Origin of the sequence: Mesorhizobium sp. ESP7-2, assembly GCF_020164715.1 — a bacterium.
GTDB lineage: Bacteria > Pseudomonadota > Alphaproteobacteria > Rhizobiales > Rhizobiaceae > Mesorhizobium.
In genome coordinates, this window is the sequence record NZ_JAIUGQ010000036.1 from 16,515 (window position 1) to 30,755 (window position 14,241).

General features: G+C 62.3%; 11 protein-coding genes and 2 tRNA genes. 8 read left to right on the forward strand and 5 right to left on the reverse strand.

All coding sequences use genetic code 11. From position 1 onward, the window contains the following. Window positions 1-14: 14 nt before the first annotated feature. Window positions 15-90, forward strand: a tRNA-Cys gene (locus LB543_RS26095). 100 nt (window positions 91-190) lie between these two features. Here the strand turns inward: LB543_RS26095 and LB543_RS26100 are convergent. The 4 genes from LB543_RS26100 to phaC form a co-directional block, all read right to left on the reverse strand. After that, window positions 191-1,330 (reverse strand): hypothetical protein, encoded by a 1,140-nt coding sequence (locus tag LB543_RS26100; RefSeq protein ID WP_224616208.1) that lies wholly within the window; start codon window positions 1,328-1,330, stop codon window positions 191-193. 1,359 nt (window positions 1,331-2,689) lie between these two features. After that, a tRNA-Glu gene (locus LB543_RS26105) sits at window positions 2,690-2,764 on the reverse strand. Between the two features lie 368 nt (window positions 2,765-3,132). Then, window positions 3,133-4,386 (reverse strand): YcbK family protein, encoded by a 1,254-nt coding sequence (locus tag LB543_RS26110; RefSeq protein ID WP_224616209.1) that lies wholly within the window; start codon window positions 4,384-4,386, stop codon window positions 3,133-3,135. Window positions 4,387-4,601: 215 nt separating this feature from the next. Continuing rightward, entirely contained in the window at window positions 4,602-6,437 is a 1,836-nt protein-coding gene (gene phaC / locus LB543_RS26115; RefSeq protein ID WP_224616210.1) for a class I poly(R)-hydroxyalkanoic acid synthase, read from the reverse strand. Between the two features lie 97 nt (window positions 6,438-6,534). Here phaC and LB543_RS26120 point away from each other — a divergent pair, with 97 nt between their 5' ends. The 7 genes from LB543_RS26120 to recJ all read left to right on the forward strand — a co-directional run bounded on the left by LB543_RS26120 (window position 6,535) and on the right by recJ (window position 13,577). Further along, window positions 6,535-6,924: a hypothetical protein gene (locus tag LB543_RS26120; RefSeq protein ID WP_140760532.1), complete on the forward strand. Its 390-nt coding sequence runs from the start codon at window positions 6,535-6,537 to the stop codon at window positions 6,922-6,924. Between the two features lie 44 nt (window positions 6,925-6,968). Next, window positions 6,969-8,186, forward strand: coding sequence for an LL-diaminopimelate aminotransferase (locus LB543_RS26125; protein WP_140760535.1), 1,218 nt, complete (start codon window positions 6,969-6,971; stop codon window positions 8,184-8,186). Window positions 8,187-8,223: 37 nt separating this feature from the next. Continuing rightward, complete coding sequence (locus LB543_RS26130) at window positions 8,224-9,537, forward strand: homoserine dehydrogenase (RefSeq protein WP_224616211.1); 1,314 nt, start codon at window positions 8,224-8,226, stop codon at window positions 9,535-9,537. A gap of 126 nt (window positions 9,538-9,663) precedes the next feature. Further along, window positions 9,664-10,023, forward strand: a complete 360-nt coding sequence (locus tag LB543_RS26135) for a hypothetical protein (RefSeq protein ID WP_140760539.1) — start codon at window positions 9,664-9,666, stop codon at window positions 10,021-10,023. A gap of 72 nt (window positions 10,024-10,095) precedes the next feature. Next, window positions 10,096-10,263 carry a Thivi_2564 family membrane protein gene (locus tag LB543_RS26140; RefSeq protein WP_081293949.1) on the forward strand — a complete coding sequence of 56 codons (168 nt, stop codon included), beginning with the start codon at window positions 10,096-10,098 and terminating at the stop codon, window positions 10,261-10,263. A gap of 202 nt (window positions 10,264-10,465) precedes the next feature. Further along, on the forward strand, window positions 10,466-11,449 hold the full coding sequence (gene glpX / locus LB543_RS26145) for a class II fructose-bisphosphatase (protein ID WP_140760541.1): 984 nt from the start codon (window positions 10,466-10,468) through the stop codon (window positions 11,447-11,449). Between the two features lie 346 nt (window positions 11,450-11,795). Then, window positions 11,796-13,577 carry a single-stranded-DNA-specific exonuclease RecJ gene (gene recJ / locus LB543_RS26150; protein ID WP_224616238.1) on the forward strand — a complete coding sequence of 594 codons (1,782 nt, stop codon included), beginning with the start codon at window positions 11,796-11,798 and terminating at the stop codon, window positions 13,575-13,577. Window positions 13,578-13,598: 21 nt separating this feature from the next. Here the strand turns inward: recJ and LB543_RS26155 are convergent, their stop codons facing one another. Further along, window positions 13,599-14,156 (reverse strand): dihydrofolate reductase family protein, encoded by a 558-nt coding sequence (locus tag LB543_RS26155; protein ID WP_318013013.1) that lies wholly within the window; start codon window positions 14,154-14,156, stop codon window positions 13,599-13,601. Window positions 14,157-14,241: the final 85 nt, after the last annotated feature.

The following is a 14,241-nucleotide window of genomic DNA, read 5'->3' on the forward strand; positions in this document are numbered from 1 at the left end:
ACCAAGGCACGTATGGCCTCGTGGCGGAGCGGCTACGCTAGAGACTGCAAATCTCGGAAGCCTCGGTTCGATTCCGAGGCGAGGCCTCCAAAATTCCAAAGCTGATGGACTGGTGGATAGGGCGGGAGTGAATCCCATCCCGGTCCATTTCCGCATTACGCCGGGCGATTCCGCTCGAGCGCAAAAAGCTCTAACGGAACAGATATTTCGACACTTCGGGGTTGCCGCGGCGCCACATCACATTGTCTAGAAAGTAGTGGTGCACGTTGATGAAAATCAGCACGATGAAGAAAAACAGCGACGATCCCAGGACTTCCCGGTCATAGGGAACAAGGGCCGTCAGCGCGGTCGGGAGAAGCCAGAAACCCAGACCGCCGAGGAGGAGGCCAGCACTGATGAACTCCAGTAGCCTCACCCTGTAGGCCGGACCAAGGATGGACAGGATTCTGGATGGCGACACTTCTTCGGCACTGCGCCCGTCACGCTCGACATTGCTCTGGTAACGCCAGACCACCGCCAGATATTGCAAGGAATGGAGCGCCGGCACCACGAGCAGCCAGAGTGGATCTGTCCTTACGATCAGAATCCAAAGGTATAGCGACGCGATGTAGGCGATGACGCCGTTATACGGCAGGCTGCCGCCATTCCTGCTCCAACGATTGATCAGCATCACGGCAGCGGCTGCCGTGGAAGCGGCCGCGGCCGACAGCGCAATCGCATTGAGCCATGCAGGGGTGGCAAACGTATAATATTCCAGCCCCAGGTATTTTCCCTGGCTGAACGCCGCGTTCGTCTGAAGCCATGCGAACAGCCAGACGGCATAGCTGTTGATCAGCAGGATTTTCTTGTCCGGATCGGAGAAGAACCTGCGCTTCAGGACGGCATCCACCATCAATATGCCGTAGCCTTGCTTGACGTAGTGCCAGCCCACGAAAAAGAACATCGCATTGGTTGCGTTTCCCAGTAGCCGGGCGTCCGCCGTTATCGAGCTGTAGGCAAAAAATGCGCCCATGAGCAGGGGAACGACGATGCCGGCGAAGATGTAGCGGATCTGGAGGGTCCTGTCGTATCCGTCGCCGCGCAATTTCCGCCCGAAATTGCGGTAGAAGAGCTGGTATGAGTGGGCGAAGTGCGGATAGTTGATCAGATAAGCCAGGAAAAGCATCGTCGCCGCCACCGGCCCTTCGTACCTCAGTGGCACGAAGTACAGCGCCGGCAAGATCAGGAACGCGCTGCCGCCAAGCATCAGAAAGTCCGCGAGCGGACCAAAGAGATATTTCGGGGGCGTTGCCGCAGGAGCGCGTGTATTCGCCGAAAGGTCAACTGCCATATTAGCGCTCCCTTCGCATTCCATTTAACCACCGGCCCGTCTGCTCGACAAGATCGAGGAGCCGAGCGGCTGGTGAAAGGCATGTGCATCGGCTGCAGTGGGCGCCGCATCCCGCAATATTGCCGACGCGGTGCCGCCCCTCGACCCCCTGTCTCTCAGCGTTGTATCAGCCTGCGTCGCGCCGATCCACGATCCCGACATGACCGAGAGAGCCAGGCGGGTTGTCATTTGAGGATGAAGTAAAGCGGAATGAGGATTGAGAAACCGGCGACGCCAGCGAGAAATAAGTCTGTGATCATGCGCTCCATGCGGTGCGCGATGACACGACGTGTCAGAATCTACGCAAAACCCCGCCCCTTTATTGCCCAAACCGAGCATCGCGTGATCAAGGGAGGAGTGCAAGCGTCGTCTAAATTAGAATATAAGGACTTGCAATTCCGGGGCCAACAAACGGACCCAACTTGGGTCATGGTCGGAGGCTCGGGCCGGATCATTCCTGCATGCATTGGGGATTGATCAAGGTCGTCTTCTGTCACGAATGCCGTGCAGCCGGCCGCGATGGCAAAAACCTGCGGTTCACGAACCACGCGTTGACGCCTGAGAAGCGCAAGGCTGATGCTTGCCCTTAGCGGCCCGACAGTTCCTCGTTGGGGTAGTGTTGGGATGAACCGCCGGGCCTAGCCGACTCGGGTGGGGAGCCGGCTGGAAACAAAGACTACATTAGTGAGTATGCATGAAGATCACGGTTGGTTACGGTCCACCGCTTTTCGCGCAGAGGCGGAAAGGGCTGGTGATGAAGGAGACGTGGCGCCGATCCACGACCGCATGCCAGTCATCCTGGCGCCGGCCAGGCGCACGTCTTCACAGAAGTCGCGAAATCATGTGGATCAGGTGGGCAACTCGCGTACCAAGACCAATCGTGAACTCTCCTTCGTTGGTAGCAAAGTCCCAACCGAAGAATCCTGCCCAGCATAACAGCAGAACGGAGAAGCGCATTCGCAAATGCTAATTTAGCTATATTGAAAAAACCTTAAAGGCGCTCAGTCGACCACCAAGCCCTTGATAGTGTTCACTTCGCAAGGCGCTCCTCAAAGGGGGCAAGTTGATTTCCAAGAAGCTCGCCCCTCTGATACATCATCAGTGTCCATGGAAGTCTGGGAAGTCCACCAAGGCCAGACCAACAAAAACTCCGATAGCGGCGGCCACGACATTGCTCGCGGCCACCAGCCGTCTGTCAGCGATCGTGCTGGCGGCAGCTCCTTGTCTGTATCGCACGGAGACTCCGCCCGGATTCGCTGTGAGATATTGGCCAAACGTTGGACGGGAAATGCAGAAAATCAGCTAAGTGCTTGAAAGATCTGGTACGCCCAAGGGGAATCGAACCCCTGTTACCGCCGTGAAAGGGCGGTGTCCTAACCGCTAGACGATGGGCGCGCTCAGACGAAGCGGCTTATACTGGCGTTGCGCGCAGCCGGCAACCCGTTAGGTGCCGCCTTGGACAACTTTTTTCCAGCTTGTCAAATCAGCGATTTCGCGAGGCGTCGGCAGGACTTGGCGATCGGCGGCGACATTAGTCGCTTCGTCATCCACGGGCGGAGCAAGGAGCATAGCGACGCAGCGCAGACCCGAGGATCCATGCCGCGACTTCAACACGTTGCTGCGTGCGGAATTCTGCTCTCTTTGCGCTCTTCGACCAAGGGCATAGCATGGATCCTCGGGTCTTCGCGACGGAGCTTCGCCCAGGGGTGACGACATGGGAAGGACTCTGGACTGCCAACAGGCTTCGGTCCGTCGAATCGCTGTTAGCCGTCGTCACCGCCGCTGCGCCGGCGGCAGCGCCAGTTCCAGTCGCGCTCGGGGCCGACGTCGACATGGACCGATTCGGTATGGCAATAGGTGCCGACGCCGCCGCGGCCGGGCATGGTCCTGATGTAATTCGCCAGCTCCCATTTGGAGACGCCGGGCACCTGGATGTCGGCGGCCGCGCAATACATGTGCAGCGAATTCTTGGCGCCGTTGGCGCGGCGGTTGCGGGCCGGGTCGCGATAGCCCGAAGTGACGACCATCTTGCGACCGTAATGGCCTTCGATCGTCTTCAGTACGCGCACCAGGGACGGCTTCAGGCAGGCGACGTCGACACTCTCATTCTGCTTCAAGAGACCGTTGGGCGCCAGGCGGGCCATGCCGGCGGCGGACGCAACCTGATAGCTGCCGCCCGAGCCTTCATCCTCATTGAGGTCGACGTCGCTTTCGTCGTCGAGGCCGGATTTGCGCTTGATCTCGAACAGGGCTGTCTGGCGCACGCCGGGCAGGGCGTCGCTACCCGTGATGTGACCGGCCTCGTCACCGCCGGTCGAAGCCAACTGTATCGGTTTTGCCGTGGAATCGGCCGAGGCCAAAGTGATGATCGGCTTTGCCGCTGCCTGAGCGGGCTTGGCCTGCACGGCAGTCTGTTCGCCCGATCGGGTATTGACCAACAGAGCGGGTGTTGCCGACGCTGGGGTGGCGCCAAACATCGAGGCCAGGAAGCCTTTTTTCCTCGGCGCCTCGGCTAGCGGCGCCTCACCAGCGGTCACATAGACCGGATTGTTCATCGCCGGTGCCGCGACCGGCTTCGGCGCTGTCGCGGCGGCATCGGCGGCGGCGATCTTCTGGGCGACCGCGTCGGTCTGTTGCGCCGACTGTACCGGCTGCTGCAAGGACTGCGGCGTCTGTCCCGCGATCGTTTCCGCGCCCGCCGGTATGGTGAGCGGGAAAGTGGCTCCTGGCTTGGCCATCGGCACGTAGGCAACCGTTTCGGGGAGTGCCGTGTCGCTTTCGCTCATCACGGTCGTCTGCTCTGTCGCTACCTGCGACGACGAATCGGCAGCGGCGAGGGGCTTGCCCGTGGAGGCGGCTTGGATGTCCGATGCGGAAGCATTGTAGCCGGGCATTCCGACCGACATTGTCGGGTCGCCAGCCGATGTGCAGGAGGCCAGAAGCATCGAGCAGAGCGCTGCCACAATGGCGCGGCGTTCTCCCTTTGCGAGGCTCCATCCTGCTGATTTCAAAGTCAAATTCCCCCTCGATGCCCGGTCGGGTATATCCGTGGCGCTGACTGGTATGTCCGCGTCAGGGTGCCCTTGTCTCCGATCCGGAAACGAGACCTGTGTCAAATCAGCAAGCCTGTAAGTATTTTTGCAGCGATTGCCGAATTGCGGCTGCTTGATGGTTGACGACACCATTTCGCCCGCTTTTAGAGGGGCGTCAACTCACCAGACATTACAGTCCGTTACACGCGCACCTTGACATAGGTACCGGGAGCATCGCCCAAGGTTTTCATATGCTTGCCGGGTTTGCGGGCAGGCACGCGGGTGTTGTCCTTGGCCTCTATCCAACTTTGCCAGTGCGGCCACCAGGACCCCGGATGGTCCGTAGCAGAGGCTATCCACTGGTCGAAGTCGCCTTTCGGCGGGCCGCCGGTCCAGTACTGGTATTTGTTGGATGCGGGCGGATTGACGACGCCGGCGATATGGCCCGATCCCGCCATCACGTATTCGACCTTGCCGCCGAAGTACTTTGAACCGAGGAACACGGACAGCGCCGGGGCGATGTGATCTTCCCTGGAGGCGAGATTGTAGACCGGGATGGTGACATCGCCCAGCGAGACCGTGTGGCCCGCAAGTTCCATCGTGCCGCGCGAGAGGTTGTTCTCGAGATAGCAGTTGCGCAGATAGAACGAATGGTTGGCCGCCGCCATGCGGGTCGAATCGGCGTTCCAGTAGAGCAGGTCGAAGGGCAGGGGATCCTTGCCGCGCATGTAGTTGTTGACGACATAGGGCCAGATCAGGTCGCCCGAGCGCAGCATGTTGAAGGCGGTGGCCATCTTGGTGCCGTCGAGATAGCCCTTTTCGTTCATCGACTTTTCCACCGCCGCGACCTGTTCCTCGTCGACGAACACTTTCAAATCACCGGCATGGGTGAAGTCGACCTGCGTGGTGAAAAAGGTCGCAGACTTGATGCGGTCGTCGCCTTCCCCAGCCATCAGCGCCAATGCCGCCGCCAGCAGCGTGCCGCCGACGCAGTAACCTATGGCGTTGACATCGCGTTCCCCGGTCGCCTTCTCGATCGTGTCGAGACCGTATTGCAGGCCTTCCCTAATATAGGCTTCCCAGCTCTTGGCGCCATGGCGCTCGTCCGGATTGATCCAGGAAATGACGAAAACGGTGTGGCCCTGCTCGATCGCCCAGCGGATGAAGGATTTCTGCGGGTTGAGGTCGAGGATGTAGAACTTGTTGATCCAGGGCGGGCAAATCAGCAGCGGGCGTTTCAGTACCGTCTCGGTCGCCGGATCATACTGGATGATCTCGGCGACATCGCTGCGGCCGACCACCTTCCCGGGCGTGGTGGCGATGTTCCTGCCGATCTCGAAGGGCGAATAGTCGGCCTGGCGCAATTTCAGGTCGCCCTTGCCGGCGGCGATGTCCTCGGCCAGCATCTTCATGCCGCGCACCAGGTTTTCGCCGTTGGAGGCGACGGTTTCGCGAAACAGTTCCGGATTGGTCAGGATGAAATTGGATGGCGAGATAGCGTTGGATACCTGCTTGACGTAGAAGCTCGCCTTGTGGCGAGTATGCTCGTCGAGGCCTTCGGCGTGGTCGACCAGCTCGGACGCCCAGCGCGAGGTGACGAGATAGGCCTGCTTGAGGAAATCGAAGAACGCGTTGCGGCCCCATTCCGGATCCTGGAAGCGCTTGTCGCCGCGCTCCGGCTTGACGGCATCGTCGGCACCCTCGGCGTTGGGGCTGACGCGCTGGATGGCGTTCGCCCAAACCGTCATATAGCCGGCGAACAGCCGCGTCTGCGCTTCGAGCGCTCGCTGCGGATCGGCAAGCCAGTATTCGCTGAGCTTGGAGAAGGTCTTGACCATGTCGACGACCGGCTCGGCGACATGGTCGCGCACCTCACCTTTTTCGCGCGGTTCGGCCCAGGCGGACGCCGCCTTACCGGCCTGCTCGATCATCCGCGCCATGTTCAGCGCGAAGCGTTCCGGGTCCTTCACCAGATATTGCTCGACCGTCGAAGGTCCGCCATCTTCCGCTTTGCCCGAATCGGGTGTCTTGGACATGGTTCGCGGGGTTCCTCCGGAAGCGTTTTCTTGACATATTAACATGGGACATCCGACAGGGTCCAATCTCGCTTACCCCGGCTGCCAAGGAAACAATATGACGATTAAGTTTGGCGAGACTGTTTTTTTCGGTGCCGGCCACTTTTGCCGCATCGGCGCGGCCGTCATGCTCCTGGGCGTTGCCGGATGCTCGAGCACGAATACCGGTGGTCCGGTGCCGATGGCCACCGACGCGGGTCCGAAGGATACCGGCACCTTCCCGAACCTCAACATCCCGCCGCAAGTGGCGGCGAAACAATTCACCGAGGCCGAGAAGAACGCCAAGCTCGCCCAACTGAAGGCCGACGAGAACGGGCAAGGCGCCAAGGGCGGCGCGGCCGTCAGCAACCAGGCGGCGTTGACCGATCTCGCCAAGAAACATGGTCCGCAGACGCTGAAGCAGATCGAAGGCAAATGCGACCCAGCCCTCGACCCTACCTGCAAATGAGTATATAGCGCGCGCCCAACGCTCCCTTGCTGTCTGGAACTGCCATGGAAGAATTTCACAAGGTCCGCCGGCTTCCGCCTTACGTGTTCGAGCAGGTCAACAGGCTCAAGGCCAGCGCCCGTTCGCGAGGCGCCGACATCGTCGACCTCGGCATGGGCAATCCGGACCTGCCGACGCCCAAGGCCATCGTCGACAAATTGTGCGAGGTCGTGCGCGATCCGCGTACGCACCGCTATTCCTCGTCGCGCGGCATTCCTGGCCTGCGCCGCGCCCAGGCCAACTACTATGCCCGCCGCTTCGGCGTGAAGCTCAACCCCGACACCCAGGTGGTGGCCACGCTTGGTTCGAAGGAAGGCTTCGCCAACATGGCGCAGGCGATCACCGCGCCCGGCGACGTGATCCTGTGTCCCAACCCGACCTATCCGATCCATGCCTTCGGCTTCATCATGTCGGGCGGCGTTATCCGCTCGCTGCAGGTCGAGCCCGATGACGGTTTCATTCCCGCGCTCGAGCGCGGCGTCCGCCACTCGATCCCGAAGCCGCTGGCGCTGATCCTCAACTATCCGTCGAATCCGACGGCGTTGGTCGCCTCGCTCGATTTCTACAAGGATGTGGTGGCCTTCGCCAAGAAGAACGACATCATCATCCTGTCCGACCTTGCCTATTCGGAAATCTACTTCGACGGCAATCCGCCGCCTTCCGTGCTGCAGGTTCCGGGCGCCATCGACGTCTGCGTCGAGTTCACCTCGATGTCGAAGACCTTCTCCATGCCCGGCTGGCGCATGGGCTTCGCGGTCGGCAACGAACGGCTGATCTCGGCGCTGACCCGGGTCAAATCCTATCTCGATTACGGTGCCTTCACGCCGATCCAGGTGGCGGCCGCGCACGCGCTCAATGGCGACGGCGCCGATATCGCCGAGGTGCGTGACATCTATCACAAGCGCCGCGACGTGATGGTCGATGCGTTTGGCCGCGCTGGATGGACAATTCCGGCGCCAGCGGCGTCGATGTTCGCCTGGGCGCCGATCCCGGAGCCGTTCCGGCATCTGGGTTCCCTCGAATTCTCCAAGCTGCTCATCGAGCATGCCGACGTTGCGGTGGCGCCCGGTGTCGGTTTCGGCGAGCATGGCGATGATTTCGTGCGCGTGGCGCTGGTCGAAAACGAGCACCGGATCCGCCAGGCGGCGCGCAACATCAAGCGCTTCCTGTCTACCAGCGCCAAGCAGCCCAACAATGTGGTGCCGCTTTCCGCCCACCGGTAAATACAAATTCGATCTGATTTGAGGGGCGCCGCTTTCCATGGCTGAAGCACTGCGTGTTGGAATTGCCGGACTTGGCACGGTCGGTGCATCGGTGGCGCGCGTGTTGCGCGACAAGGCGGCGGAGCTGACCCGCCAATGCGGGCGCGACATCATCGTGTCGGCGGTTTCGGCACGCGACCGGAAACGCGACCGTGGCATCGATCTGAGCGCCGCAAAATGGTTCGACGATCCGATGGAGATGGCCCAGACCGGCGAGATCGACGTTTTCGTCGAGCTGATCGGCGGCGATGAGGGGTCGGCGCGCGCCTCGGTGAAGGCGGCTCTCGAAGCTGGCCGCCATGTCGTCACCGCCAACAAGGCGCTGCTTGCCAAGCATGGCGTGGCGCTTGCCGAAATCGCCGAGAAGAAGGGCGTGCTGCTCAACTACGAGGCCGCCGTGGCGGGTGGCATTCCCGTCATCAAGACGATGCGCGAAGCGATGGCCGGCAACTCGGTCAACCGTGTGTTCGGCATTCTCAACGGCACCTGCAACTATATCCTGACCCGCATGGAGGCCGAGGGCGTCTCCTTCGACGTCGTACTGAAGGACGCGCAGCGGCTGGGTTATGCCGAAGCCGATCCGACCTTCGACATCGAGGGCCACGACACCGCGCACAAGCTGTCGATCCTGACCAGCCTTGCCTTCGGCACCAAGATCGCGGCGAACGACATCTACATGGAAGGTATTTCCAACATTACCCAGGCCGACATCCGTGCGGCAGGCGATCTCGGCTACCGGATCAAGCTGCTCGGCGTCGCCCAGCGCACGGAGAGCGGCATCGAGCAGCGCGTGCATCCGACCATGGTGCCGACGGCTTCCGTCATCGCGCAGGTGCATGGCGTCACCAATGCGGTGGCGATCGAGACCGATATTCTGGGCGAATTGCTGCTCTCCGGTCCCGGCGCCGGCGGCAATGCCACCGCCTCGGCGGTCATCGGCGACATCGCCGACATCGCCAAGAGCCGGCCCGGCTTCCAGCATGGTCCCGTCTTCGGCAGGCCGGCGAAGGAGCTGAAAGCCTACAAGAAGGCGCAGATGCGCAGCCATGCCGGCGGCTACTTCATCCGGCTGACCGTGCATGACCGTATCGGCGTGTTCGCGGCGATCGCCAAGCGCATGGCCGACAACGATATTTCCCTGGAATCGATCGTCCAGCACGCGGTCAGCGGCGAGGCGGCGGCGCAGAAGACGGTGATCCTCGTCACCCACGAGACCACCGAGGCCGCCGTGCGCAAGGCCGTCGACGGCATCACCAAGGACGGCCATCTGACCGACAAGCCGCAGGTCATCCGCATCGAGCGGGCCGGGTAGCAGCAGCCTCGTCGTCGCGGAGCATAACCACCGGCGACGCATCTCCGTTCTGTGAGGATTCCGCTGCGCCCGGAACGAATTGGCGTCGGCACCGTTCTCTTGGTCAGCAACCAAGGGAGCCGCTTCATGGCTGATACCAACAAATCCGGCCCTCCTGACATCGAGGATATCCAGAAGACGCTGGAAAAGCAGATCGCCGACCTGCGCAAGGAGATCACCAAGATCAACAAGAGCATTTCGGCGCGCAGCGCGGAAATGCTCGATGACGCCAGCGAACAAGCGTCGGATTTCTACGATACAGCCGCTTCCCGCGCCTCGCGGACAGCGCAGCAGTTGCGCAGCCAGGCTCAGTCCGTTTCAGAAGCCGCGCGCGAAAATCCCGGCACGACGACCGCAGTGATTGGCGTGATTGGCCTGCTCGGCTTCCTGGCCGGGATTGCCGTCGGCCAGTCGATGAACGACACGCCGCGCCGCTGGTACCATTAGCTGCAAGGCGGCCAGATTGGCCGGCCGCATCATCTCGCTACGTTTCAACATGTTCGTCTCGGGGAGGGTATCATGGCGTCGTCCATGCTGATCGGCATTCTCATTACATTCCTGGTCATTATCCTGGTTCTGTATCTCGTCCAGCGCCTGCCGCTCGACGCCAGGATGAGGCAGATCGTGCAGATCATAGTCATCATCATCGGCATTATTTCGCTGCTCAAATACCTCGCGGTATTCTAGGCCGCGAAGGACGGCAATTTCCTGTTTCGAGCCGGCCTGGCTCGTCTCAAGCCGGGCCGGCATTGTTTCAAGAATGCGGTTCAATCGATTGATATTTCTATCCTTTCGATAAAACTGCCGGCCGGTCTTGCCGTTGTCATGCTCGTTTGACAAAACAGGCGCGCCTCCGGCGGGAGGCGGCATCAAACGAGGATTTGCCGAAATGAATGTGGCCCAGAACATCGTCGCCGGCCTTGACCGGATACTCACCATGGAACTGGTGCGCGTCACCGAACGAGCCGCCGTCGCGGCCGCCCGGCTGCGTGGCCGCGGCGACGAAAAGGCTGCCGACCAGGTCGCCGTCGACGCCATGCGCGAGGAGCTTAATCGCCTCGCCATCAAGGGCACGGTGGTGATAGGCGAGGGCGAGCGGGACGAGGCGCCGATGCTCTATATCGGCGAGGAGGTCGGGACCGGCCAAGGCCCGGCGGTCGATATCGCGCTTGATCCGCTCGAAGGCACGACGATCTGCGCCAAGAACCTGCCGAACGCACTCGCGGTGATCGCGATCGCCGAAAAGGGCAGCCTGCTGTTCGCGCCCGACGTCTACATGGACAAGATCGCGGTCGGTCCGGGTTACGCCGAAGGCGTCATCGACATCGATGCCACGCCGGCCGACAACATCGCCAGCCTCGCCCGGGCGAAGGGCGTCACTGTGTCCGATATCACCGCCTGCATCCTCGACCGGCCGCGCCACGCCAAGCTGATCGACGCCGTGCGTGCCACCGGCGCCGCGATCCGGCTGATCGGTGACGGCGACGTCGCCGGCGTCATCCACACCACCGACCCGGAAGAAACCGGCATCGACATCTATCTCGGCACCGGAGGCGCACCGGAAGGCGTTCTGGCCGCGGCGGCGCTGCGCTGCACCGGCGGCCAGATGCTAGGCCGGTTGATCCTCGATACGCCGGAGAAGGTGGCACGCGCGGCAAAGATGGGGATTGCCGATCCGAAGCGGGTTTATCGGGCCGAGGACATGGCGCGCGGTGATGTGCTGTTCGCGGCCACCGGCGTCACCGACGGCAACATGCTGGCGGGCGTCAAGTTCGGCCGCACCTACATCACCACGCACACGATCGTCTTGCGCTCGTCGTCGCGCACCGTGCGGGAGATCAAGGCCCGGCACCAGGATCTGGATAAGTTCTAGACCTGCTTGCGAAGCCGGGTTTGAGTTGTTAGCCATCTGGCTGCCTCCGACGGAGGCAAGGGGTTTAACGATGAGACCGCCCCGACTGCTACGCGGCCCTCGTGTCTCGGGGCGGCAAGTGAATGGTTGGGCGCCAGGGTGAAAAGCGGAAAGCGTAGTTCTTCTTGAAGTCTCCCGCGACGCGCGCCTCCGTGAACCGCTTGGCTTTGCTGGCCTTTGGCCCTAAAGCGCGTCGCGTTAACACGGCGCTTCAGGGTGTTGTTTGTACATGCCGTTATCCCAAAACCGCTGCGCACTTTTGGGCGACATGCATTATCCTGCGGCCAACAATGAGTTGGCAAAGCGCATGATGGGCGAAAGGCGCCTCTTCCTCGATGTCAGGCAGTCGGCCACCGGTCTCTCCTGGGAGCACCGCCTGACCGAACGGCAGGACATGATCGCGCTCGCCATCGCGCAAGGCCATGGCGTGCCCGACATCGTCGCGCGCGTTCTTGCCGGACGCGGCGTTGCCGCCGATGAGACCGAGCGGTTTCTCGATCCGACGATCCGTGACCTGTTGCCGAATCCAGCCTCGCTGACCGACATGGACAAGGCCGCCATCCGCATCGCCGCGGCCGTCGTTGCCCGGGAGAAAATAGCGATCTTCGGCGATTACGACGTCGATGGAGCGGCCTCGTCGGCCTTGCTGAAACGGTTTCTCGCGCATTTCTCTGTGCCGTCGGAAATCTATATTCCGGATCGTATTTTCGAGGGCTACGGTCCCAATCCCGATGCCATGCGCGAACTGGTTTCGCGCGGCGCGACGCTGATCGTCACCGTCGATTGCGGCACCAACAGTGCCGCCTCCGTCGAGGCAGCCAACGAGGCGGGCGCCGATGTCGTGGTGCTGGACCACCATCAGGTTGGCGGCGCGCTGCCGGCGGCGCATGCCGTCGTCAATCCAAACCGCGACGACGACCTTTCCGGGCAGGGCCATCTCTGTGCCGCCGGCGTGGTCTTTCTCGCTCTGGTGCAGACCGCGAAGGTGCTGCGCGCGATGACCGGCGCCACGCCGCCGGATCTGCTCTCCTTGCTCGATCTCGTGGCGCTTGCCACCGTCTGCGACGTGGTGCCGCTCACGGGCGTCAACCGCGCCTTCGTCGTCAAAGGGCTGCAAGTCGCGCACCAACAGAAGAATGAAGGGATGGCTGCCCTTGCGCGGGTGTCGCGCATCGGCGAACCGATCGGCACCTTCCATCTCGCCTATCTGATCGGCCCGCGCATCAATGCGGGCGGGCGCATCGGCGATGCGGCGCTCGGCAGCCGGTTGCTTGCAACGGACGATCCGGTCGAGGCGCTGACCATCGCCGAGACGCTCGACCGGCTGAACCAGGAACGGCAACTGATGGAACAGGAGATGCTCGCCGCCGCGCGCGCCGAGGCCGATGCCGAGCTCGCGGGCGGCAGCGGCCCGGCGATCGTCGTCACCGCCAGCAACAACTGGCATCCCGGCATTGTCGGCCTGCTTGCTTCACGACTGAAGGATCACGCACGACGGCCGGCTTTCGCCATCGCCTTCAACGCCAACGGCACCGGTACCGGTTCGGGCCGTTCGGTGTCGGGTTTCGATCTTGGCCGGCTGGTGCGCGAAGCCGCCAATGCCGGGCTCATCGTCAAGGGCGGCGGCCATGGTATGGCCGCCGGCATCACAGTGGAGCGCGCAAGGCTGGGCGAGCTCAGGGCCTTCTTCGAGGAGCGCGCGGCCGCCGACGTTTTCCGGTTGCAGGATGAGGAAAGCCTGGCGATCGACGGCGCTCTTGCCGCGGAAGGCGCGACGCTCGGCCTGCTCGACGCGCTGGAGAAGGCGGGGCCTTTCGGGGCCGGGCATGTCGCGCCGGTATTCGTGCTGCCACGCCATCGGCTGGTCGATATCAGGCCGGTCGGCACCAACCATATTCGCGCCGACTTGCAGTCGGAGAGCGGCGGCCGCATCCAGGCGATCGCCTTTCGCGCCGTCGACACCGTGCTTGGCGAATTCCTGTTCAAGAACCGCGGCAAGACGATGCATGTCGCCGGCTCGCTGTCGGGCAATCACTGGAACGGCAACCGCACGGTGCAGTTTCGCATCATCGACGCCGCACGCGCGTAGCCGCGGCGGAAACCGGGCAATTCAGCCGGCCGGCGCATAACGCAGCAACGTCACGCCCTGGGTAAGACTTTCCGTGCCGAGCGGTTTCAGCGCCAGCGACAGGCCGGGTTGGAAATATGGCTTGCCGCCACCCAGCACCACAGGATGCATATAGAGCCGGTATTCGTCGATGAGACCGGCCCGCGTCAGAGAGGCTGCAAGATCGGCGCCGCCGAGAATGACGAGGCCACCGGTCTGCTCCTTGAGGGATCGTACCGTGTTCTCGGCATCGCCACTCACCAGGCGGGCATTGAGCCCGACTTGCCGAAGCCTGGTCGAGAAGACGATCTTCGGCGTTTCGCGCCATGCATGGGCAAAATCCCGCCCGACCTCGTCGGCGCCGGTCTCGCGCTCAGGGCTGTCCCAGAAGCGCATCGTTTCGTACATGCGCCGTCCCGCGAGCACGGCGGAGGCCTGTCTCATCATGTCGTTGAAATGCTGGTGCAGCTCCGTCTCGGGCACCGGCAAGCCGATGTCCTCGTCCGATCGGGCGATATAGCCGTCCAACGACGTCAGCATGGAATAGACAATCCTGGCTATCGGCAACTCCGCTTCGGTTGGTCTTCGTGCTCCCAAAGATCGCCGAAATCGTACTCGTAGTGAAAGCGCCCCGACGCCCCCGGCG